Origin of the sequence: Vibrio sp. 10N.286.48.B8, from assembly GCF_003050085.1 — a bacterium.
Lineage (GTDB): Bacteria > Pseudomonadota > Gammaproteobacteria > Enterobacterales > Vibrionaceae > Vibrio > Vibrio crassostreae.
In genome coordinates, this window is the sequence record NZ_PIGD01000001.1 from 519664 (window position 1) to 544489 (window position 24826).

The 24826-nt window shown below is 45.4% G+C and carries 17 protein-coding genes; 10 read left to right on the forward strand and 7 right to left on the reverse strand.

Annotated elements, in window-relative coordinates; genetic code table 11:
- Positions 1-16 precede the first annotated feature (16 nt).
- The 3 genes from dctP to CWO08_RS02170 form a co-directional block, all read right to left on the reverse strand.
- Positions 17-1060, reverse strand: coding sequence for a TRAP transporter substrate-binding protein DctP (gene dctP / locus CWO08_RS02160; RefSeq protein ID WP_102432479.1), 1044 nt, complete (start codon positions 1058-1060; stop codon positions 17-19).
- Positions 1061-1277: 217 nt separating this feature from the next.
- Positions 1278-2489 carry a M20 aminoacylase family protein gene (locus CWO08_RS02165; protein ID WP_108019716.1) on the reverse strand — a complete coding sequence of 404 codons (1212 nt, stop codon included), beginning with the start codon at positions 2487-2489 and terminating at the stop codon, positions 1278-1280.
- Positions 2490-2590: 101 nt separating this feature from the next.
- A complete protein-coding gene (locus CWO08_RS02170) occupies positions 2591-3385 on the reverse strand; it encodes an Asp/Glu racemase (RefSeq protein ID WP_060980762.1) in 795 nt (264 codons plus the stop codon).
- A gap of 310 nt (positions 3386-3695) precedes the next feature.
- Here CWO08_RS02170 and CWO08_RS02175 point away from each other — a divergent pair, with 310 nt between their 5' ends.
- Entirely contained in the window at positions 3696-4187 is a 492-nt protein-coding gene (locus tag CWO08_RS02175; RefSeq protein ID WP_102432486.1) for an Lrp/AsnC family transcriptional regulator, read from the forward strand.
- 166 nt (positions 4188-4353) lie between these two features.
- Here the strand turns inward: CWO08_RS02175 and CWO08_RS02180 are convergent, their stop codons facing one another.
- On the reverse strand, positions 4354-5553 hold the full coding sequence (locus tag CWO08_RS02180) for a diaminopropionate ammonia-lyase (RefSeq protein WP_108019718.1): 1200 nt from the start codon (positions 5551-5553) through the stop codon (positions 4354-4356).
- A gap of 315 nt (positions 5554-5868) precedes the next feature.
- Positions 5869-6978: an alpha/beta hydrolase gene (locus tag CWO08_RS02185; RefSeq protein WP_102432483.1), complete on the reverse strand. Its 1110-nt coding sequence runs from the start codon at positions 6976-6978 to the stop codon at positions 5869-5871.
- Between the two features lie 278 nt (positions 6979-7256).
- Here CWO08_RS02185 and CWO08_RS02190 point away from each other — a divergent pair, with 278 nt between their 5' ends.
- The 9 genes from CWO08_RS02190 (at position 7257) to CWO08_RS02230 (ending at position 21277) form a co-directional block, all read left to right on the forward strand.
- Entirely contained in the window at positions 7257-7961 is a 705-nt protein-coding gene (locus tag CWO08_RS02190) for a response regulator transcription factor (protein WP_048664466.1), read from the forward strand.
- A gap of 36 nt (positions 7962-7997) precedes the next feature.
- Positions 7998-9317 carry a cell wall metabolism sensor histidine kinase WalK gene (locus CWO08_RS02195; protein WP_102432485.1) on the forward strand — a complete coding sequence of 440 codons (1320 nt, stop codon included), beginning with the start codon at positions 7998-8000 and terminating at the stop codon, positions 9315-9317.
- 99 nt (positions 9318-9416) lie between these two features.
- Positions 9417-9692, forward strand: coding sequence for a hypothetical protein (locus CWO08_RS02200; protein ID WP_048664464.1), 276 nt, complete (start codon positions 9417-9419; stop codon positions 9690-9692).
- A 564-nt stretch (positions 9693-10256) separates the two neighbouring features.
- Positions 10257-12611 carry a M4 family metallopeptidase gene (locus CWO08_RS02205; RefSeq protein ID WP_108019720.1) on the forward strand — a complete coding sequence of 785 codons (2355 nt, stop codon included), beginning with the start codon at positions 10257-10259 and terminating at the stop codon, positions 12609-12611.
- Positions 12612-12754: 143 nt separating this feature from the next.
- Entirely contained in the window at positions 12755-14311 is a 1557-nt protein-coding gene (locus CWO08_RS02210) for a M28 family metallopeptidase (protein ID WP_108019723.1), read from the forward strand.
- A 705-nt stretch (positions 14312-15016) separates the two neighbouring features.
- Complete coding sequence (locus CWO08_RS02215) at positions 15017-16909, forward strand: methyl-accepting chemotaxis protein (RefSeq protein WP_108019725.1); 1893 nt, start codon at positions 15017-15019, stop codon at positions 16907-16909.
- A gap of 219 nt (positions 16910-17128) precedes the next feature.
- Positions 17129-19726, forward strand: a complete 2598-nt coding sequence (locus tag CWO08_RS02220) for a hypothetical protein (protein WP_108019727.1) — start codon at positions 17129-17131, stop codon at positions 19724-19726.
- 12 nt (positions 19727-19738) lie between these two features.
- A complete protein-coding gene (locus tag CWO08_RS02225; RefSeq protein ID WP_108019729.1) occupies positions 19739-20488 on the forward strand; it encodes an ADP-ribosyltransferase in 750 nt (249 codons plus the stop codon).
- Between the two features lie 15 nt (positions 20489-20503).
- Positions 20504-21277 carry an ADP-ribosyltransferase gene (locus tag CWO08_RS02230; RefSeq protein WP_108019731.1) on the forward strand — a complete coding sequence of 258 codons (774 nt, stop codon included), beginning with the start codon at positions 20504-20506 and terminating at the stop codon, positions 21275-21277.
- 107 nt (positions 21278-21384) lie between these two features.
- Here the strand turns inward: CWO08_RS02230 and lhgO are convergent, their stop codons facing one another.
- Complete coding sequence (gene lhgO / locus CWO08_RS02235; protein WP_108019733.1) at positions 21385-22602, reverse strand: L-2-hydroxyglutarate oxidase; 1218 nt, start codon at positions 22600-22602, stop codon at positions 21385-21387.
- 26 nt (positions 22603-22628) lie between these two features.
- The gene (locus tag CWO08_RS02240) at positions 22629-24806 is read right to left on the reverse strand and encodes a TRAP transporter permease (RefSeq protein ID WP_057622652.1); all 2178 of its coding nucleotides are present in this window, start codon (positions 24804-24806) and stop codon (positions 22629-22631) included.
- Positions 24807-24826 lie beyond the last annotated feature (20 nt).

Sequence of the window (24826 nt, forward strand, 5' to 3'; positions counted from 1 at the left end):
TCCTTACTAACGCTTTCTATTGCGTTGCTGAAGCAGCCTTCACTTCACCTAGGATCTCTTCGAGAATGGTTTTCGCACCCTCACGAGCTTCGCTTTTCTGACCCGCCGGGTAAGCATTCGCCACTACGTCGTAGTATGTCGTGTGCAGCTTCTGGCTTAGCGTTTTAAAGCGCTCACGCTCTTCATCCGTCAACACAACCACTTGCATGTTTGGACGCTCTTTCAAGATCTTGTCCATGTTCTCTTTGTTGATGCGGATCTGATAGTCGTAAGCCGCTTGATCTGCCGCTTTGATTGCTTTGTCGACCATTGCTTGCTTCTCTTCAGACAAAGCGTTGTACCACTTACTGTTGGTCGAAACGGTACTCACATAAGGTTGCTGACCTGGGAACATTAAGTAGTCTTGAACCTCATGCCACTTTGCGTTGTAGATGAAGTAGATAGGGTTAACCATGCTATCAATGGTCTTTAGTTGCAGTGAACCGTACACTTCACCCCAAGAAAGAGGGGTAGGTGTTGCACCAAACGCTTTGTAGGTTTCAACAGGAATGGTTGAAGTGAAAGTACGGATTTTCTGGTTCGCAAAATCTTCAGGAGTACGGATAGGTTTATTACCGCCCCAAACCATTTCGCCTTCAGACATCATCGACAATAGCTTGAGGTTTACACTCTCAAACTTCGGTGCCAATTTGTTGTAGATGGTTGGGCTTTCCGTTAACACCTTATGGGTGATTTCTTCATTGGTACCCAGTACATAAGGCAAGCTCACTGCCTGAACTTCAGGAACATAAGATCCTAAGTGACCCGCTCCTACAGATACGAATTGAATCGTGCCTTTAGCAGCCAATTCTACGATGTCGTTTTCTGTCCCTAGTTGACCGTAGTAATAGATGCGGACACGGATGTCGCCATCAGATTCCTTCTTAATCACTTCCGCAAATTTTTGCGCATAGATGTCTTGAACGTCTGTTTTGTCCTCTTCTGAAGCAAACTTCCATGTTTCGGCATGAACGCCAAAAACCATGCTCAAACTTAGCAGTGCTACGCCTAATCGTTTCATCCTGTCTTTCCTTTTATTATCCTAATTACACGTTGATGACCTTGGTCACTTCACGCGCTTCAGTTTTGGCTGTGTCGACAATAAACTCCGTTTAAAGTCTGCCATCTTGCAGTGCCAAATGCGTCACTGCTGAATCCGTGTCTCTACTTATCGCTTCTAATTGAGTTGTTACTTCTAATTGAGCTGCTTTTAATTCATTGTTTCTAAATAAGTGTTTCTAAATTGATCTTGTTAAACGGTCGTTCACCAACTGAACCCAGTAACTCGCACCGAGCTTTAAGATGCCGTCATTAAAGTCATATTCAGGGTTGTGCAATGCGCAGCCACCGACCGATTCCGTACCATTACCCAACAGCACATAACAGCCCGGTTTAACACGAAGCATGCTTGAGAAATCTTCCGAAATAGTCAGCGGGTCGCAGGCGTCATTAACGTTCTCTACGCCAAGCACTTTCTGCGCGGCGGCAACCGAATATTGGGTTTGTTGCTCACTATTGATGGTTGGGTAGAAGGTATTGATGAACTCGAAATCGTAAGTAGCGCCCGCAGCCTGACAAATGCCAGCCACAATCCTCTCCATACTTTGTTTGATTCGATCGAGAGAAGACTCAGTGAAGCAGCGGCAGTCACCTTTAATGGTGACTTGGGTCGGGATAACGTTAACCGTGCCATCGGTAATAAACTCGGTCGCAGAGACTACAGCCGTGTCGTGGATCGCACTAAGGTTGCGAGATACTATGGTTTGCAGACCAAGAATGACTTGCGAACCGACGACTAAAGGATCAACACCTTGATGCGGCAGAGCAGCATGCCCACCCACACCATTGATGGTGATCTCAAAGCTACTTTCACTGGCCATTAATGATCCGGGGCGAACCATCAACTCACCTTCCGCTAAACCGGGGAAGTTATGAACGCCATACACTTCATCAATCGAGAATCGCTCAAATAAGCCATCGTCTATCATCGCTTGCGCGCCGCAACCGTGCTCTTCATCAGGTTGAAAAATGAAATACACCGTGCCATCGAAGGTTGAGTTCCCTGACAATAAGTTTTCGGCTAAATAGCTTGCTGCGCCAAGCAACATTGCAGAGTGTCCATCGTGCCCACAAGCGTGCATTTTTCCATCGTGTTGTGAGCAGTGTGCGAAGTTATTTTGTTCGTGAATATGTAGCGCATCCATATCAGCTCTCAGACCAATGCTCGCTTCACTCGATCCTGAACGAAGTATCCCAACTAATCCTGTTTTACCGATGTTACGCACCACTTCGATACCAAAGCTATGTAACTTATCGGCGATGAAATCGGAGGTCAGATTCACGTCAAAGCCACACTCAGGGAAACAGTGTAAATGTTGACGCCACTCCGTCATGCTTTGAATAAGCTGCGAAGACAGTTGGTCTGGTTTGATCGAGAAAGTAGAAGGCATAGTAGTAGTCCCAAAGTGTCATTCTTTGTATTAACGTAAAATGTAGAGTTAGCTTGACTGCTGAATGTAAACACGAAACGAGCAGCTTTAATCGAAGGTTGTTACAACGACTGCGACCTTCGGTGATTATCTGAGGTTGGCTCAAGATGGTGCTCTAGCAGTGCACCGAAACCTTTTATGGGTATGGGGTAGTTCATCAACTGAAGCGAATGCCAAGCCAATACCTGATTGCTGCTAACAACGGGCTTATCTAATTCCACTTCAATGGATTCAATCACCGATGCTGCACGCAGTGCCGTGCAAGAGATAAAAAGAAGATCCGCTTCAGGATCGCAAACTTGTAGTGCGGCATTTTTAATGTCCATTGGGTCAATGAACGTCATCGCGGTGTCATCTTCAAAGCCAAAGCCAGCAATGCTCAATACCTCAATGCCTTGCGACTCAAAAAATGCTGCGACGTCTTGATTCACAGCTTCGGTATAGGGTGTTAACACTGAGATACACTTAACTTTGAAGCTTTCGAAAGCTGCTAAGGCCGCGGTCACCGGGTTGGTTACTGCTGCATTTGGGCAAGATTGATGAATAAGCTGGGTAATTCGTTCGCTGCCAATCGCTACGGTGCCGGAAGTACAAGCGTAAATCACCACATCCAATTCGGTACCCGGAAGGATGGTATCAGCGCAAGCAGCGATTCCTGGCTCCATCTTTCGCAGGTTCTCTATCGTCAAAGGATTATAGTTTCGAACTCGGCTGGTGAACGACTGTACATCGTCTGGAAACAACGTGTTTAAATCACGCTCAATATTGAAATCTGTCGCTAACGCAATCACACCGACGCGTCCTGCTGGTGCCAATTTTTCTAATTCAAACTGTAAAGTAGCGGTTGCAGATTTCATACTTTCCGACTCCTTGAGCTGCCAATATCAACACTTAACAAATGTTAACAACATGTATCATATAAACTTCAAACTCTGTGATTTTGAACTTTACATTTCGTTCACAAGGTTAATAATGCACCGACAACTTTAAGGATTATCATTAAACGAATACCTTATTGTGCGGGAATTCCGCATTTTTATTGCGTTATAGTGATTTTTTGTTCTCAATCCTCTGTGATTAATTGTTGGAGCCAAATACCTTTAACTCGATCACACACTGGAAAAAAAGAAACAAATAATTTACAAATTGACACTGGGAAGTATGGGTATGACACAACAGCCTGCATTGGTGGTCGACAGTTTCGACAAGAAGATCCTCAACATCGTACAAGACTCAAATAGAGCAACATCAGACAAGATTGCAGAGAAGGTCGGGCTCTCTCCTGCTGCCGTTCAGCGCCGTTTAAAACGCATGAGAGCACAAGGGGTAATTCAGGCTGATGTCTCGGTGATTAACCCAAAAGCGGTCGGTCACGGAATGACGTTTATCGTTCAGGTAACACTTGAACGTGAACGTGTGGATTTGATGCATAACTTCAAAAAAGAGATGAGTTCGAACCGTTCTGTGCAGCAATGCTATTACGTCACAGGCAGCTCTGATTTTATCTTAATCGTCACGGCTGCAGATATGGAGGGGTACGATAATTTTACTCGTGAGGCCTTCTTCGACAATGCCAATATCAAAAGCTTTCAAACCAATGTGGTGATGGATAACGTCAAAGTCGGGCTGGCTATTCCGATTGATGAGCAGCGCGATTAGAAAGCAAGACATGTCATGAGATGAAGTCAAAAAGAGAGAAAAAAAGACGGTATGAAGAAACCTTACATACCGCCAACTTTGGGGCTTACTTTATTATTCGTTGTTCGCGATTAGCTATTAATTGCCAACTGCTAACTGCTAACTGCTAACTATGAGCTTTTCGTTATTAGATTTTGTTGTCGATGATTTGTTGGTAGAGATCCGGGTCAGTTGCCCCTTCAGTACCAATGACTAGCACTCGGCTGTCTTGAGTTAAATCCAGTTTTTCAGCGAAATTCGGCTCTTGCTTAGCGATGATCGCTGCGGCAAACCCTGGAACGGCAGATTCGCCCCCTTCTATCGCCGCTTCCGTCTGCTCGCCACTTGCCAACATGCGCATCGCTTGTGGGATCGCCTCTTCACTCAGCGTCATGAAATCATCGGCGCCATTTTGGAGAATCGTCCATGCCAAGCTCGAAACCTCACCACAGGCAAGCCCAGCCATCAGTGTCTCTAGATCGCCGGTAACTACAACGGGCTTGCCCGCTTGAGCACTCTTCTGCAAACAGTTGGCCTGCTCAGGTTCTACGATTACAAAACGTGGACGCTCAGCGCCCCACAAATCCCAGAAGTAACCACAGACGGCTGATGCCAAACCACCTACACCGCCTTGTACGAAGACATGTGTTGGGATTTCACCATCCAATTGCTCGACAATTTCAGCCAACATCACTGTGTAGCCAAGTGCCACATCCTTCGGGATTTCCATGTAACCTTCATAAGAGGTGTCCGACACAATCACGCGGTTTTTCGCTTTGGCTTCAGAATCAGCCAAACGAACCGATTCATCGTAATTACCTGTAATGCGAACTACTTCTGCACCGAACGCTTCCATCGCTTGTTTGCGCCCTTCAGACACATCGCGGTGAATATAAATCACACAACCACAACCAAACATCTGAGCGCCCCATGCCACTGAACGGCCATGGTTTCCGTCAGTTGCACAACTCACAACGATCTCAGCAACTTCTGATTTCCATTCACCGTTGAGCAGCTCACTGATGGTCGGATTCTTCCCATAGCGATTAGCGATTTCAATCTGAAGCTGACGAGCCACCGCATAAGCGCCGCCCAGAGCTTTAAAACTCTTTAAGCCAAAACGCTGCGATTCATCTTTGTACCAAAACTTGTTTACGCCGATCTCAGCAGAGATAGCATTCAGTTCATGCAAAGGAGTCACAGAGTAACCTGGCCATTGAGAAATATCTTTAATAGCCTGTTGAGAGTTCGCGACACTTAAAATGTCACGCTGCTCACTTGAGTATTCCAATTCACGGCGTGCTTGGGGATTAGCGTAGTGTGTCAGAGTGCCTGCCAGTAACTGCATAAATGATCGTCCTTATTAGTCATTCACATGCTCCTTACATCGTTAGATTATAGAAACCTATTGGCCAGTAAGGTTGCGGATAATAAATACTATCGTCAAAAAAGTGCTGTGATTGTGCTTTCTAAAAACCAAATCTGCAGAAATTAGTTGTTACTTAGCGAATAAATGCGGTTTTTACTCACATCCATGTTTTCTCGTTGAATTCATGAGCATTACAAGCGGTACCGCCTTCAATTCCAGAACAAAAAAGGCTGGTGATGACAAAGCACAACCAACCTTTCAACATACACACCTAATTTTTAATGCGAGTCAAAGCTACTCAATACGTGTAATGAAGCCGTATTTATCTGAGTCGGCCTTTGTCACCCAGTGTTCACCAGAAGCCGGAGCAGAATCTAAAGTGAAGATATAAAAATCGATTCCTTTGTCTCCCATCACCTTTTTGAAATAGGTCGCTTGTTGGCGATGACTTTCGTTGGTGTATGGGAATTCTTTAGCCGTTTTATCACCCTCAGCCCAACTGTGCACACCCACCTGTTTATTCAGCTCAATAGCTTTGGTGGTATCAGCGCGTTGCAAAACTCGTGGATTACCTGCAGCAAACAGGTCCGTGCCGCCAGAGAACACCGAACCCGTAGGCGTTACGATCGTCGTCATCTTGTTATTGTGGATCATGCGACCGGTGTACATATTGATATCGTCGTCGGCACTTCCACCAATATGGTTGGTAAACTTCAACGTCATCTCACTGCCTTGATACAATTTCACGATATCAAAAAGCTGAGAATAAGTTGATGCGCCTAGAGTGGAAGTAATACGATCAACAGCCCCAGTCTCGTTGAGCACATCGCGGTAAAAGGCATTGAAAGCAAATGAAGTGGTGATGGTGACCTTATTACCATTTTTGGTGTTACTCAGAATCGTCGAACCCAAGCTCGTCACGTATTGCGACAACTCATTTTGGTACTCAAGCTCAACTGCTTTTGCACTGTTCGCTGTTGTTTGGATTAACGTGGTCTCATTAGAAACAGAGCGGAGCGGGGCGCCGCAATCAAACACGTCCAAACCCTTGCTCTCTGTGTAGATACCGCAGCTATCAAACCCTGCATCAGGAAAATACAGATCAACACTTTGACCTAAACGGCTCGCAAGCCTTACTACTTTTTGCTTATCACTAATATCTTCAGCAAATTGAATTTGGTCATACTGGACACCGTCATAGGTCAGTTTCATTGACTCTTGAAGCTCTTCTCGTTCTTGATACAACTTGCCTAATTTCACTGACGAAAATACGTAATCCGCCTTAGGTTTCACTTGTGCTTTAGTCGCCGCGTTACCTGCCGATTTACCCGAGTTGGAGCTTGAATTACACCCAGCTAAAATAATCAAGGGCAGTGCCAGTAACGTTTTTCTATAGTTATTCATGCGTCATTCCCAAAATGTTTGATTGGAAAATTCTATTATTTAGCGCTGAATTTATCTGTCGTGAGAATGTATGAGAATGTCGAACCTATTTGAACAATGTTTTTTATTTTCCTATAAATGCCAATTCATCATTGAACTAACTTATAAAGTGTTTAATCATTCGCATTAGGTATTTTACGTAAGGCCTGTAAATTGGGTGTACCACAATTACTAGCTACTCAAAAAGACTCCCTCACGTAATCTCGATAAATGAAACGCACGATAAGGCTGATAATGGAATGACAAAACCTAAAATGATCATCGTAGAAGACGATTTGAAACTTCAGCGAATGCTAAAGGATTACTTTGTTACGCAGGACTTTGAAGTCTCCACACTAGATGATGGCAGTGACGCCGTGCAAACCATTCTTGCCGCACAGCCTGATATCGTACTGCTGGATTTGATGCTTCCTGTAACTGATGGACTTACAATCTGCCGACAGACGCGTACGCACTATAAAGGTAAAATCTTGATGCTCACCGCTAGCGATGATGATTTCGACCACGTTGCTGGTTTAGAGACAGGGGCTGATGACTATGTCACTAAGCCAATCAAACCAAGAGTTCTGCTGGCAAGGGTTCGTTCGCTGTTACGCCGCCAAGACACCAGTACCGCTTCAGTCGATGACTCAGACACCCTTCAGTTTGATCAACTCGTTCTGAAAAACACTTATAAGAAGTGTGAGCTTTCAGGTGCGGTTTTATCACTCACTGACAGCGAGTTTGACCTACTTTGGCTATTGGCGAGTAACCCTGACACACCGCTATCGCGTGACTACTTGACGCAAACATTGCGCGGTATTGAGTATGATGGCATTGATCGAACTATTGATAACAAGGTTGTACGTCTAAGGAAGATTTTGGGCGACGACCACACACCAGCAGAGAAAATTCAGACCATTCGCGGTAAGGGCTACTTGTTTGTTTCAACCGCCTGGCATTAACTTCGCTCACTACGAGCGTAATGAAAGAGAACGATTATGCGACGTATCTTTTTGGAGTCCTTAATAGGGCTGTTAGTTTGCTTCATGAGCGGTATTGTCGCTTACGAAATCTGTGTCTATCAGCTCAATACTGACTACGAATATGTTCTGCAAGATTATGAAGCCACAGCCCACCAGCAACTCATAGAGAACATCGCAAAAAATCAGGGGCTTGAAGCGGCTCAACAAGCCATGAACCAGTTTGTCGAAACCACTCGAAATAAACTGATTACGTTCAATCCAAAAGATGAAATACCAAGCCCTGTTTCAGAGTTCTTCTCGACCAACCCAAATACCTTTATCTTCCACGATGATGAGCGTGATCTTTGGTTTCGCTTAGCAAGCAGTGACAATACCTATCATTACCTACCCAACAGTGAAGCGTTCGTTAGGCAAAAAATAGAATTGGAAGATGACCTCATTTGGTTGTTCTTTTTAGCAAGCTTTATCCTGTATGGCGTATGCCACCTATTTATCATCTTCCGCCGAGTTAAGAAGCTTGAATCGGCGACGCTAGCCTTTGCTGAAGGGGATCTCTCCTCGCGAGCCGAGACCTCAAGCGGCATTGCAATCGGCTCACTCAATAAGTCTTTCAACCTAATGGCCGACCGCATTCACCGGTTAATTGAGAGCAATCGTTCACTCACCAATGCGGTCGCTCATGAACTGCGCACGCCGATATTCCGGATCCAATGGCAAGCTGAAATGCTTAAAGACACACCGCTCAACGAATCTCAGCAAGAGACTGTAGAAAGCATTGTGGAAGATACGGAAGAGATGGAGAAGATGGTCGACGAGCTATTGTGTTACGCCAAGCTGGATAGCTGCGACCTCGAAAATTTGCAGCAGCCTGTCGAGATAAATGACTTTCTTGGCCACGCAATGACGCGTTGGAACAAAGATACAGAGCTCAACATCAACCTATCACTGCCAGAGCAACCATACGAGATTCTTGCGGATGAGATACTGCTGAACCGCGCCCTAGATAACCTCGTACGCAACGCCATGAAATTCGCACGATCTCAAGTGTTAATTGAAGCCAGCACGCATCAAGAACAACTGAAAATTGCAGTACATGATGATGGTGATGGTGTGACTCAAGAGCATCAGGCTCGTTTGTTTGAACCGTTTTACGTAGGCGATAAAGCACGTAACAAAGCCAAGAGTGGCCATGGTTTAGGATTGTCTATCGTCGAGAAGATCTGCGCTCAACACAACGCAACCGTGGAGGTAGGTCAAAGCCAAACCTTAAAGGGTGCGGTATTCACCATAACCATTCAGCTATGTAATGGTTCGACTGACAAACCCATACAGTAACTACGAAACACCTCTGGAATAATGTTCAACATCGGTCGGGAGATACTGTCTCCCATGAACCTATTGAATCTAAACTCCAATCATTCTTAAGGTGTGTTCATGAAAAAGTTATTAGTTATTTTGGGTATTGTCTCTCTTGCAGGTTGTTCAGGTATTAGCCACAACGATGAAGTTTACACAGCGCACGCTGAGAGCTTTAACATTGTCGGTTTCCAAGTTCCAGGTAATACTCAAGACCGCGCAATGGAATTAGTGCCTGAAGGTGCAACTGTTGATACGATTCGCTCAACAAACTCTGATACGAGCTCTGTTCTGGGTATCATCAACCGTATTATCGGTATCGACTACGTTCAAGTTGGCGGTAAAAAGCAGTAATTAGCTTTAGTTACAAACCATAGTTAAGTGTCTTCGTTACGTACCTTTAATCAGTAGCCTGTACAAACTAAGTTAATCTAAGCCAGTGACCCGTCGCTGGCTTTTTTCATCCAGCAGATTTTGTGCTCTGTGCCAAAGAAGTGCCCAATCCCCCTTCCCTCTTGTAACTAACAATTCGAAAAATAAGCCTAAAAATCTTCAAATTCTTATCAAAACTGCCCTTAAAATCGCTTAACAGCCTTCAGGTTAAAATGACACTTTCAAATCGTTGATCCTTCTATCAGCTCGGAACACCTTAACTGAGGCACAGATCAATTTACTTAAGAATCTTAATTTCCAATAGAAATTAACACTTAATAAAAGTGTCATAATTTTATAAATAAAACCTATGAGTGCGTTCAAAAATAAACAGAAACGATAACTATCTGTAAATACGAAAAATATAAGTTTCATGAATAAAAGAGATCATTGCCATGCTACTAATTAATCGGATCGAATGATGTAAATTCGTTGTGATAATTTTGTTAAGTTTTCATGGATTTTACATGGAAAGAGAAAATAACAATGAAAATGAAAAAACGTTTAGTTGCCGTTGCTATAGCGAGTGCGATATCTTTATCAGTACATGCAAGTGAATCAGTTAGCATCGATCAACCGATCAACTTTACTAGCTTTTCTGGGTTGAACACTCAGTTAGGCGTCAGTAACGCCTCTAGCTTTAAGATGGTAAAGGAAGTTAACCTCAAAAAGCGTGGCATCTACAAAGTTAAGATCCAACAGAACATCTGGGGAACGCCAGTATGGGGACATTACCTAAATGCCACCCAAAGTGTACAAGGTGGCGCACTTAAGTCTGTTCAAGGCAACTACCTTAAAACGACGACCCTAGAGCGATCGTTTGTTAAACCATCGATCAACAGCTCTCAAGCCGTTGAGCTTGCGAGTAAAGATCTCAAGGTTCAGGGCTTAACAAGCAAATCTTTAGATAACGTCCAGCATGAACTGTTTATTTATCAAGGTTCAGGAAAACAAGGACATGACAAAACACGCCTAGTCTACGTTGTCTCTTATCTTGTCGAAGGCAGCGAACAGCCAACTCGACCATTCACCATGCTAGACGCACACACCGGCGAAGTTATCGACCGTTGGGAAGGTATTGCTCACGCACAGATCGGTACAGGCCCTGGTGGTAACGAGAAAACAGGCATGTACGAGTACGGTACCGACTACCACTACCTTGATGTGGTAGAAAACGGCACAGAGTGTGTGATGGAATCGGAAAATGTCGTTACCGTTGACCTAAATGGCGCGACAGACGGCGACACCACTTATAGCTACGAATGTCCTCGTAACGAACATAAAGAAGTCAACGGAGCCTTCTCTCCACTCAACGATGCGCACTACTTCGGTAACATCGTGTTCGATATGTATAAGAACTGGTTCGACACAGCGCCGCTCTCTTTCAAACTCATGATGCGTGTTCACTACGGTAACAACTACGAGAACGCATTCTGGGATGGCAAGGCAATGACATTCGGAGATGGTGAAAGCTTCTTCTACCCACTTGTAAGTCTAGATGTGTCAGCGCACGAAGTGAGCCACGGTTTCACTGAGCAAAACTCAGGTTTGGTTTACGCAAACCAATCCGGTGGTATGAACGAAGCTTTCTCTGATATGGCAGGTGAAGCGGCAGAATACTACATGAAAGGTACCAACGACTGGATGGTCGGCCGTAATATATTTAAAGGCGACGGGGCTCTGCGTTACATGGACGATCCATCACGCGATGGTTCTTCAATCAATAATGCATCCGAGTACTACGATGGCTTGAATGTTCACTACAGCTCTGGTGTGTTTAACAAAGCCTTCTACCATCTTGCAACCACGCAAGGTTGGGATACCAAAAAAGCATTCGAGCTTTTCGTGTTATCTAACCAAATTTACTGGTCGGAAAATAGTGACTTCTGGCAGGGTGCTTGTGGCGTGAAAAACTCAGCAAACGACCTTGGCTACAATGCCGATGACGTTGTTTCTGCGTTCGGTCTGGTGGGTGTTACCCCATGTGCAGAGCCACCACTGCCGCCAGAACCGGAATATCAACGCCTTGAAAACGGTGTTGAAGCTGCGGTTGCTGGTGAAACCGGCTCAAAAACTTACTTCGATATCGAAGTACCAGAAGGCCAAGACAAGCTAACGATTGATCTTGCTGTCTCTACTGGTGATCCGGATATGTATGTCGGTCTAGATTATGCGCCAAGCTCTCAAGAGAATATCTGTAAGAGTGAAAGCGTAACCGATGAAGTATGTGTAATTGAAAACCCAACAGCTGGTCGCTACACGGTGAACATTCTGGGTTACTCAGATTACGCAGGTGCAAACCTGAAAGCATCGTACGAATCAGGCAATGCTAACGTACCGCCAGTTTCTTCTTTCGAACACACGGTCGTAGGCAAAGAAGTAGAGCTGCGTAGCACAAGTTCGGACAGCGATGGCCAGATCGTTTCTTACCAATGGAACTTAGGCGATGGCAACACGCAAACCGGTGAAGTGACTCGTTATACCTACGCTGAAGCTGGCGACTACGTGGTGACTCTAACCGTGACTGACGATGCAGGCGTTGCAACATCGACAAGCAAGTCGATCACGATTGAAGGTGACTCAGCAGAAGGCTTCCCGCTAAAACTGAAGTTTGGTAACAAAAACCCGAACGGTAAGGCTCGCGTTAAGCTGGCATGGGATTACGACACCAATGACTACTTCGTGATTAAGCGTAATGGCAAGAATGTTGGTGCTACAGACTTCAACTCATACGTCGACAAGTTCCGTCACAACGGCACAGTGGATGTGGAGTACCAAGTGTGTACCTCAAGCGATATCTGTTCAGAAACCAAGCACTACCGTTTCATTAAAACACAATAATCGATAGCAAATTCAGGGCTCCGAAAGGGGCCCTTTTCGCGGTTATCTGTTCAGAAAATGAAACATCTACACAAAAACATCCACGTATTACACAAAAATCACCTCCATCAACATAACAATACTCACCATAAAAAGGACGACAAATGGCTATTCAAAAAAGCATGCTAGCTTTGGCTGTACTCGGAGGCTCTTTAGCCTTAATCAACAGTACTTCGGCTTACGCATCCCTAGGCATCACACCACCAGCGAACGAGGAAGTCTGGATTACCACCGATGCTGACGCACAGCATATAATGACTCAACATGGCGCAACGGTTTATCCAAGCGTGACTGGAAACAAGCATTCCATCGTCGCGAAAATCAACCAGAAAGAGCTCGCGAAACTATCCAGCCACATGCACGAAGAAACCCACCGTTGTGGTGGCTACATGGTGCACGAAGACAAAGCAAGTGCACTCAAAGCGGCAGCTATGCCACTGACCATGAGCAGCTTCGAAAAGCCAGTGATCAGCCATCAAGACACAGTGAACGATCTACTCGCTCAGGTCGAGCCGAACAACATGGTCACGACCATCGAAAATCTAACCAACTTCACCAACCGTTTTTATACGACTTCTACTGGTGTCGCGGCTTCAGATTGGCTTTTAGAACGTTGGGAAACAGAAATTAAAGATGTGCCGTATGCGTCTGCACGCCAAATCACACATGCTGAATATCCGCAAAAATCTGTTGAAGTGACACTGCTTGGCGCTAAATATCCTGAAGAGATCGTCGTGGTTGGCGGCCATCTTGATTCAACGGTAGGTTCTTGGACAAGCGAAGGCACCATCTCACCGGGGGCCGATGATGATGCTTCGGGCATTGCGACAGTAACAGAGTCGCTTCGCCTGATGATAGCGAGCGGTATTCAGCCAGACAAAACCATTAAGTTCTATGGTTATGCGGCAGAAGAAGTAGGGCTGCGCGGCTCACAAGATGTCGCCAACGCTTTAAGAGATGAGCAAGCCAACGTTGTGTCCGTATTGCAATTAGACATGACCAACTACAACGGTTCAGCGCACGATATCACCTTCATCACCGACTACACCGACAGCAACCTAACGGCTTACCTGAGCGAGTTGATTGATACCTACACGAGCGACATCAGTTACAGTTTCGACCGTTGTGGCTATGCCTGTTCCGATCACGCATCATGGCACAACGTTGGCTACCCAGCAGCTATGCCGTTCGAGAGCATGTTCAACGATTACAACCCTAGCATCCACACGCAGCATGATACGATTGAGAACTCAGATCCAACTGCAACCCATGCCTCGAAGTTCGCTAAATTGGCGATTGCTTATCTCGTTGAAACTAGTCTGGATTCACCTGTTGCAGGTCCAACAGAACTTCAATATGACGTCCCTGTTGAAGGACTATCCGCAGGTTACGGTGAAGAGCAATTTTTTACCCTAACAACGGAAAACGCAGGGCAATTAACCGTAACCATGACAGGCCCTCGCAGTGGCGATGCCGACTTATACGTCAAATATAACGGTGTGGTATCAAAAGCAAACTTTGACTGCCGTCCATATCAGAACAGCAGCAATGAACAATGTGTATTGAACAAACCTGCGGGTGAATTCAGCATCATGGTGCGCGGCTATCGCAACTTCAGCGATGTATCTATCGTCGCTAACTTTATCCCTGATCTTCTCTAGGGCTGACTAGCTAAACTCAAGAATGACATGGCTCACTGCCAAAATAACAAAAAAAACGCAGCTGAACTGGCTGCGTTTTTTGTTAGGGAGACTGAGGAACTTGAGAGCCAATACTATTTTACGAAAATGAGTTAATTTAAGTGTAAATAGAGAGATTCTTTTCACCTAATAATGACCACAAATATATTACGCCTATTTCAATCAGTGAAAACCACTCCCACATATTAACTTAAATAAAAGCTAAAATAGAAAAACCTTAATTAGATACTTCTTTATTAACTCTATTCTCTCCTCTCTATTATGGGAATCAACAACTCAGACCAGTAAGAAAATTTAAATAAAATTAAACAAACTTTCATTTTATGATTTATTTAAAGTAAACAAATGCCATAACCTTATTTTAATTAAGGGCAACAATCAACAAGCAACCCCATACACACCAAGGCATAAGCAATAAAATCAGCAAGTAAGACCAGTTTAATTCTGGGATATAGGTTCAATAAAAACAAGCACTCGATACACCAAATAAATAAGTAATCAATGCATTTAATAAATATTGCATATATTAATTAGATGTATATTATTCACAAATAAACCAAGCTTATACGTGAATTTTATAAGTGTTATATTATTTAAAGTTCGGACATTCGCCTGAATTATAAGAAATCTTAAAAATAATCAACACTGCTTATATTGGAAAAAGTTATGAGTGCTAAACTAAAAATATTGCTTTCTATTATGGGGCTAACAGTCATGTTAATCATGACGACAAGCTTTTTAAGCTGGAAGAATTTCGAGACTTCGTCGACCGTAAGTTATAAAAAACAGTTGGGATATAAATCTCAACTTATCGCAGATACTATCGGACAGAAAATTAATCGCTACTTTGATATTTTGAAAGTAGTGAGCAATGAGCTGTCTTTCGATGAGCGTGGTCAAGTCGACACATCACGAGCAATCACAACGCTCCATAGTGCCATGAGCTCAACCAAAGTTACTAACATCTACTTTTCTCTAGCGGATGGCACTTCCTACTCGTCAAAAACCAATGGCATCATTGAAAACTTTAATGCCAAAACCAAACAACGCGAATGGTTTTTGAAAGCAATGAGTGGCGAGGACAAAATCATTACTCGTCCTTACTTGGCGTCAACCGGTGACCAAGTAATGTCTCTAGCAACGCCTATCTACAAACAAGGCAAGATTGTCGGCGTTGCTGCTCTAAACATCCTGGTTGAAGACCTGACCAGATTCACCGAGCAACTCACCACAAATAATAAAATCTTCGTCACTCGTGAAGATGGCTTTATCTTAGCCGCACAAAACCCGTTTTTAATAGGGAAAAGTATCTTCAACGAGATCCCAGCTTTTGCGAACAGAGACACCACGCGAGAAGAGAGCTTCGAGTACGTTTATCAGAATACGGAGTTCTTGGCAGCAGGCGCTAAAATCAACGATCTTGGTTGGAGTGTATGGGCGTGGGATAAAGAGACCAATGTTAATCAGGACTCAAAAGATAACCTAACTGAAACTCTGATCACCTCTTTGACGCTACTGCTTATTTGCGCGGGTTGCGTGTACTACGTTGTTGAAGTTTTGGTTTACCGCCCACTCGGTGGAGAGCCAAGTGAAATAGAAGCGACCGTAGCTAAAGTGGCCTCTGGTGACTTTACCGCAATCAAACAACAACAGGGCAAAGCGATTGGTATCAATGCTGCAGTTAACGATATGGTCAATGAGCTGAGCACCACAATTGAGATCATCCGTAACTCATCGAACGACCTGTTTACCTTTGCAGAAGGCATAACCAACGCAGCCGACAGCGTGAATGCCAGTTCTGCCTCGCAAATGGAACAGCTAGAGCAAACTTCGACGGCAATGAACGAAATGTCGGTCGCTGTAGATGAAGTCGCACAAAACGCTCATCGAGCTTCAGAAGCGGCGATGCAAGCAGCGCAAGAAGCACAGTCCGGCAATCAAACGTTTGATACTGTAAATCACAGTATTGTGAGCCTCTCTCAAGGGATTCAAGAAGTTTCCGACGTCATCAACACCGTAGGTGAGAAAACCTCAAGTATTGGCACCGTATTGGACGTGATCAAAGACATTGCAGACCAAACCAACCTGCTTGCCCTTAACGCTGCCATTGAAGCTGCACGAGCTGGTGAGCAAGGCCGTGGTTTCGCGGTTGTTGCTGACGAGGTTCGTAACCTAGCCAACCGCACTCAACAGAGCACCAATGAGATTCAAGAGGTGATTACTTCATTGCAGCATGAAGCCAATAGCTCTATGGATATGATGCAGATGAACCGAGAAGCATCAAATGTCACCATGGAGAATGCGAAACGAGCACAGGCTTCACTCAATGAAATCTCGAGCTCTATCACCGTCATTGAAGACATGAATACACAGATAGCCACAGCGACTGAAGAGCAAACCCTTGTCGCAGGCGAAATCAATCAGAGTATCGTTGACGTCAATGACAAAGCCCGCGAGACACACAACTTGTCGGCATCAAACCAAGAGAAAGCTTCGGAACTTATTGCACTGTCTGAAAAGCTCACGCAAGCAGTCAGTACCTTTAAGCTAAACCGTTAACCTCAACAGCATTTAATAGAAACTGATTAGGGGGAGGCAATTCCCCTAATCACAACGCCAAGGCGAAAACCTCATCTCACTGCCCGGGTGATTTGAGTAAACGATTTCTCGAAGTACCCCTACACACAACCTCTAGCTGTCTCTTTTCCATCTCGGCAAGGAGAGGCTTTTTGCTTTCTAAATTAAGCATATAACTTCACTAACAATAAGGATAAACCTATGAAGTTAAAAAAAATAGCACTTATTACTGCTATGATTTCATCCAACGTTAATGCCTTTCAGGTCTGTAACATCGGCGACGAATATAACGTCTTGGACAGCGAAAGCTTTCATCAGATCCGACAGAAAAACTATGATGCCTTCGGTGAAGGTATTACGCCTGAAAACCTTTTTCCATCGGCACCAGAGCACATTGTCGACTTAAAACCCTCTCTCTCTGAAGCCAGTGATGTTTTCCCTGAAACTGCTACCTTGCTAGAAACAGGACCCGCCTCAGCTGTTACGCTAGCACCTGAAGAAGCGGCAAGACTGATGGACACATTAGGCCGCTCAACGACGGGGCTAGCGCAAGGCGCATTAGAAGCTCTGGGACCGATTGGCGACGCGGTTGCCGTTGGACTTTGGGCAAATGAGGTCGCAACTAGCTTCCAAGATGAATCACGTACCTCTTACGATCGATTTGCCACTGTAATGGGACTCGTCGATTGGTTTGGCGTTTTAAAGCTGCCCGCGAGAGAGATCGACCGCCAAATTTTGAGTAGTCGCTGGGATAGAATTGCAGCAGGTAACCATTACAGTTATCACGTTCATGAGGATCTCGTCACCCAGCAAGATTTAAGAGACAAAATTTATTGGGCAGAACTCGCCTCAGATCAGCAAGCGATGTTGAACGCCGTTGCACGAGGCTTTGCCACCGATCTTGCCCTCAAATACCAACAACATTATCAAGAAGTGGTAAAGGCTCAGACCATTATGGCGGAAGAGCTGATCACCGCGGTCGACCACGAGCTCCGCAAGGCCATCTTTAGCCAACTGGCTCTCGACCATAAAGACTCTCGTCTGTTTGCATCAGACATTGCCGCTAGCTGTAACGAGGAAACTCGAGTACTGGCAGACCTTTATCCTGATCATGATATTGAAGAGAGTAATTCCCTGCCACCAGCACTACCTTCAAAACGCCAAGCGAACCGCGCATTGGCCAAACTTCAGCACTGTCAGCAGAACCTGCTAGATCAAGCAATTGCCAAACTGAATGAGTTACGAACAGGTCAAATTGAAGGGCTTGATCAAGCTGCAGTTCAACAGCTATATGCTCGCACACTTGCAGCCAAAACCCAGATCATTGAAACGGCAGATAACCATATCAATCTGCTGATGAGTAAGCTGCAAAGAGATATGTTCACACAAGGTGATATCGCCATAGAGCGACTATTCCGTTCAGGCTCGGTCGACACCATGCATAATTTCTTCAAAGGACAAGCAGAGCGCAGCGCCATTGACGAGATGACACGCAGCATTTTAGGACGCCCAGCAACAACACAAGAAATACGCAACAAAGAGATCGTCCTTCAAAGTGGTTACGAAAAATGCGTTCGTATTGGCATTCTAGGAGGCGATCCAAACTTTAGAGGTTGTGTTGAGTACGCTTGGGTGCCGGCAGAAACTCGCCCATTTATTCCATCTGAAGATAGCGTGATTGCTCAGATCTCCGTGCCAAGCAAAGAAGCAGTAAAACGCGTGCTTTTCGATTCACTTAGTAACCTAATTGATCATGGCTGGAATGCCGAAGCTGAGGAGCGTTGGTTGGAGCAACAGCTGTTGGACTTTTCTGCGCAGCAACGTCTAAAACAGCAAGCCGAATTCGACAAACAACAGGTTTATCACTGGTTACTGGACTCCAGTGCCATGCTTGAAGGTGAATGTGGTGGCGGTAGCGCATGTGCTGGGTGGAGCTTGTCTTACCTTCAAAGAGAGAACCTTTCACGACAAGCGTCGCTGCATTACATCAACAATTGGCACGCAAACTACTCAGGCAAAGGCGCCTATGTGCACTCGAAGCGCTATCAAAAGCTTGGTGGCTTGATTACCGCTGCGCTAGAGAGCGAGTGGCAAGCTAAGAGAGCTGTCGAATTTTATAGCTTCACTTACCCAGGTAGCATTGATCTTCAAAAAAATGCACCACTAATTTATTCCGCACTGAAATCATCCTCACTGGATCTTGCTCATCTGGAAGGCAACACGCTGCAACTCGCGAAAGGGATCGTAAAAACTCGTCTTGCTGAAGCGATCAGTGTCTCCGACAGCAACGGTGTTGAGTGGCTACATTCACAAGTGGGCCAATTCCAGCGCTATACATCGATCATCCATTCTCAGCATATCTCTACTGGGCACTATGCCTCTGGGGAAGGTGAAGTCACCGCTCTGTTTTCAGAGATGCTGCCTGCTCACCTTATGCGCTACCTGATTTCAGACATCATCCCTGATAGCTACGATGCGCGCATTGAGCGCTCTATCGATGCCATCTTTAACCCAACGTCTGAACTCAATCAAAAGCTCGATAAGTTAAGCAATACAAACGAAAACTTTACCTATAAACCGGGCCGTAGCTGCATGATTTACTACCCATACCTTAAGAGCGCACTGCTTGATGTTGCGGCTGATGATGACCTGTATTGGATTTCGCCTATCTCAGAATGGTACGACGCAGTCACTCGACAACAACTCAATATGTTTGGTGCTCTGAAGTATGCCGTCATCAATCAGAACACTTTCGGCATTCCATGTGATTTAAGCCCTAACAGCTACCAATACCAATAAAGGGCGGACACTATGAATACTCGACTTTTATTACTGCTCTGTTGTCTGAGCTTTACTGCCTTCTCTCAACCGTTTGATGCGATCAAACAGCCAAACCGTTCAGAGGAAGAGGTCACCCAGCTGGCAGAAGACTTCAAAGACTGGTCAAAGGCTTCCAATGGTTGGCGCTACTCCTTCATAACTGCCAATGAAAAGGAAGCTGTGGAAGACTTTTCAATTTCCGGCTATCAGACCACTAATGACTACCTAAGAGCAACTGACACCTCAACATGGGGTGTCGCGGGGGCGGATGCGAGGCAGTACATTCGCACGGTTAAATCGGCTATCAACAAGCTGCCAAAATACAAAGGGACCGCCTATCGAGGGACTTGGGTAAAACTATCTCTGCTTAACAAGCTCGAAGAGGGGGACGTGTTGGTCGAGCCAGCATTTACTTCAACCTCTACTCTCCCAGAAGTTGCTAAGCGCTTTTCGGTAGTGCATCCCAACTCCCCACAAAGGCTCAAGCGAGTGCTGTTTGAAGTAAAGATCAATCAAGGGGGTCACACCATTGCAGGGCTTTCGGAATACAGCAAAGAAGCAGAGGTTCTGTTTGCGCCAAATGCACACTTTCGAATCAACCAGATAGAGCGAACCTCTACCCATACCTACATCGGCGTGGAAACGGTGAAGGCATCTGCCGTCAAAAATACTCAGAAATATAACCTCTACTCAGGCGAAGAAGTAGAAGCGTCATTTTGGCACTCTCTCGTTTGTACATAAGCTAAGGATCAAGCAATGAAAAGATTTATTTGGGTGCTTTGTCTCTCTTTAATGACAAGTTTTTCGGCACAAAGTGAGGAGTTTCCTGAGTTTAAAGGGCGTTCACTCTCCTATCAGGCGCAACAACAAATTGCGGATGACTTGATGGATTGGGCAACGACACACCATGTAAAAGCTGAAAAAAAGATGATCAGTGAAGAGTACTCTGCCATCAAGAATTACGGCCGAGTTGACCATGATGTGGTGAATGAATACATGAGAGCGGGAGAGCCTGAAGGCTACTTATCCGAAATGTTTGGTCGTACATTGAAATCACGCGTATTCCACATGCGAAATGTCATGAATAAACTTCCTAACTACAAAGGTACGGTTTACCGTGGCTCATCCATCAAGAACTCACTACTCGATAAACTCAACGTGGGTGATATTCTGCATGAGAAAGCATTTTTGTCGACATCGACTCTACCAAGTGTCGCCAAGAACTTTTCTTCAGCCGGTGTTTATGAAGGTGCTTCTGCTGCTCAATTCAAAATTGAACTCAAGTCGGCAGGTCGCGCCATTAACGCGTATACGTTCAAACCAGATGAAGCAGAAATACTCGCGAAGCCAAACACTTATTTTCGAGTAGAAGCGATTGAAAAAATATCGCCAAACAGAAACTACATCAAGATGAGAGAGGTAAAGAACCCTAGTCGTTATCTTAAGGCTGAACCCGATATCCATATATACGACAGCTTTAATGGTGAAGAAGTCTCCCTTCGAAATCGCAGTTCCCTCTACTGCCTGTAGCGTAATGCACCGTCTTCTCAGGTTATGTTCTTAACGAACGATTAAACACAAAAAGACCATCGAAATGATGGTCTTTTTTATTACTGATATTCGCTAATCTAGCGCTATTAACTGGCGGTTTTACGCATCACCTTAGTACAAATATACTCACCAATCGGCATTGCCGAAGTCGCTGCAGGCGATGGTGCATTACACACATGCAAGCTTCTTGGGCTTTCAGCAAACAGAAAATCATGAACCAAGGTGCCATCCTTCAGTACCGCTTGAGCACGAATGCCTGCTGGGTATGGTTTGAAATCTGACACCGTAATACTTGGGCAGTACTTATTAACCAACTTTAGATAACCCGGTTTCCACCACGAGTTCTTAAACTCAACCAAACCAGTTTTCAGGTGATTCGCAGTCACCTTCCAAAAACCCGCAAAGCTCAGCATTTGCCAAGTGTCCTTGAAACTAAAGTTAAGCTTGCCATAACCTTCTCGCTTCCAACCTTGAACCGCGTTTGGCCCTACCGTTACCGAGCCATCAATCATGCGTGTTAAATGCACGCCCAAGAAAGGCAACTCTGGGTCTGGGATTGGATAGATAAGGTGATTCACCACTTGGTTGTGTTTGGCATCAAGCTGATAGTATTCACCGCGATAAGGCACGATTTGGAAGTCGGTTTCAATGCCAAGCATGCTGGTCATTCTATCCGCCATCAAACCAGAACAAGTGATCAAAAATCGACTGTTGAGCTGTAGAGTCTGCCCATCCACTTTGCACGTTAACTGCACCTCATCTTCTTGCTCATCCGCCATAATCACTTCCGTGCCGAGGCTGAGCTTACCACCCGCTTCAACAAACTTTTGAGCCATCACTTCGGTGACTTTTTTGTAGTCGACGATACTGGTGGTTTTGACATAAATCGCGCCCAAGCCCGTGATGTTCGGCTCTGCAAGTTTCAACTGCGCTTGATCCAAGAGGTCGACATCAATGTCGTTATCGTGGCAACGCTGATAGAGCGCGTTCATGCGCTTCACTTCCTGCTCATTAGTCGCGACCAACAACTTACCGCAGTTTTCAACGGGAATATCGTGTTGGCTACAAAAGGCGATGGTGCGCTCGACGCCACGCTTACAGAAATCCGCCTTTAAACTGCCTGGAGCGTAGTAAACGCCTGCGTGAATCACACCACTGTTGTGGCCAGTTTGGTGCTGCGCAAAGCCACGCTCCTTCTCGACTAAAAGGATACTTTTATCAGGGTGAGCTTGTTGCAATTGCCATGCGGTCGATACGCCAACAATGCCACCACCAACGATAATATAGTCGTATATTGAGTTCATAATATTCCTACACTCAGTCCTTTTAGTTATAGGGAAGCCGCGACAGCGTTAGACCCGGTTTGAGGCAATTTTGACTCCTCACGCTCTTGTTCCTTTTTCACTTGATTAGAATCGTATTTGCGGCCGCTGTAGACAAAAATGCCAACAAACAGCGCCACACATACCAAGCGGATCACGATCGACACATCAGGCCAAACCAAAGCGACCCCCAATGCAATCAATACAACACGAAGAACGAGATTGATTTCACTTTCTAGGTAACCCTCAATCGCTGCGATAAACGCGTACGTACCGATAATAGCAAAGCCACCGGTAACCAAAACCGAGGTCACATCCCAACTTACCAAGTTGGTGTAAGCGATAAGCAGTGGCACCAAATACAAACCTTTGGCGATCTTCCATGCCATTAAGCCCGTTCTCATTGGCGGCGTTTTAGCAATCGTCGCTGCCGCAAAGGCGGTTAAACAAACCGGTGGCGTCACGTTACTATCTTGCGATAACCAGAATATAATCAGGTGTGCAGAGAGCAGAGCAAGGCTGATCGCTTCCAAGCCTAAGCTTTGTTCAAGCAGCGTTTCCACAAAATCAGCGGGCACTAACGCAATCAGTTCTTTTGCGGTTTCCAAAGCCATAGGTGCATTAAGCAGTTCCAGCTTTTCTGGCGCTGCCAACATGAAGATCGCTTTCGCCTGTTCAGGTAACTGACCCGAAACCAACAGGTCAAGTAATTGGCTTTCAGCAATCAACTTGTACAAAGCGGGAGCAGATAGAGTACCCAACACGATATAAGCCGCAGTTACGGGCAGGCCCATACCGAGAATCAAAGATGCCAGCGCGATCAAGGCAATCATCACCAACAAGTCACCATTAGCCCAACTATTGATCATCAACGAGAAGGTGTTACCAATACCAGTCGTGCTGATCACGTTGATAACGAGGCCAATACCTACCAACAACACCGCCGTAGTCGCCATGTTTTTCGCGCCTTGAGAAAGCGCTTCGATGATCGCCTTTGGTCCCATTTTATGATTTTTGGAGAACCACGAAGCAACAACTACCGAGATGATTGAGATACCCGCAGCGTACGTCGGCGTAAAGCCCTTCACTAACAGAGTCACTAACACTGCTAACGGGATCAGGTTGTGCCAACCTGACAGTAATACCTTCAACAGCGGTTCACAGCCAGAAGTGACCTTTTGGACACCACTACGCTTTGCTTCAATACGCACGAAAAAGGCCACCGACAAAAAGTAGATAAGCGCAGGAACGAAGGAAACCGCAATGATATCGACATAAGGGATCTGCGTGTAAGACGCCATGATAAACGCACCTGCGCCCATCACAGGTGGCATCAACTGCCCGCCCGTCGATGCAGCTGCTTCCACACCCGCGGCAAAGCGCGAAGGGAAACCCGCTTTTTGCATCAAGGGAATACTGATTACGCCAGTAGAAACCGTATTTGCCACACTCGAACCGGACACTGAGCCCATCAAGCCAGAACCAATCACCGCAATAAAGCCAGGGCCACCAATCACTTTGCCCGCGGCGGCGCGAGACACATCAATAATGTAATCACCAACGCCCGATCGCACTAAGAATGCGCCAAATAGGATAAACATGAACACGAAGGTCCAGCTGATTCGTGAGATAGAACCGAACATCCCTTCTGATGAGTAAAAGCTTCGGTAAAGCAGTGTTTCAAGGCTCAAGCCCGGAAAATGGAAGATGCCGCTGGTCCATTGTCCCCACAGTACTACGTAGCTCAAACACACTAAGATAAGCACCGGAATAAACCAGCCCATGGTGCGTCGAATCAGCTCAATAACGATGGTAATAGCCAAGATAGAAAAGAACCAATCACTGGCGATAAACTTCACGCCTCGCTCATACAAAGCATCTTCTGCAAAGGGGATGTAGATAAGACAAGCCAGAGCTGCCAAAGCGATTCCGATATCGACCGCCAGAGCGATCTTGCTCTTTTTCAGCGAGATATGGGCGGGATACCAAAGTGCACAAATGATCGCAAAGCCAGCAAAGTGGGTCGCCGAGATCCAAAGCTCTGGTAAAGTAGATAAGGTGTTAAACCAAATGTGTAATAGGGAGAGGATTACTCCCATTGTCGTTATCGCTTTGCCCACCCACGGAAAATCCGTTCGGGTCGGCAGTTCAAATTTTTTCAGTTCCTGCTGCAGCGAATCGCTCATAGAAAACTCCTGCTCTCCAC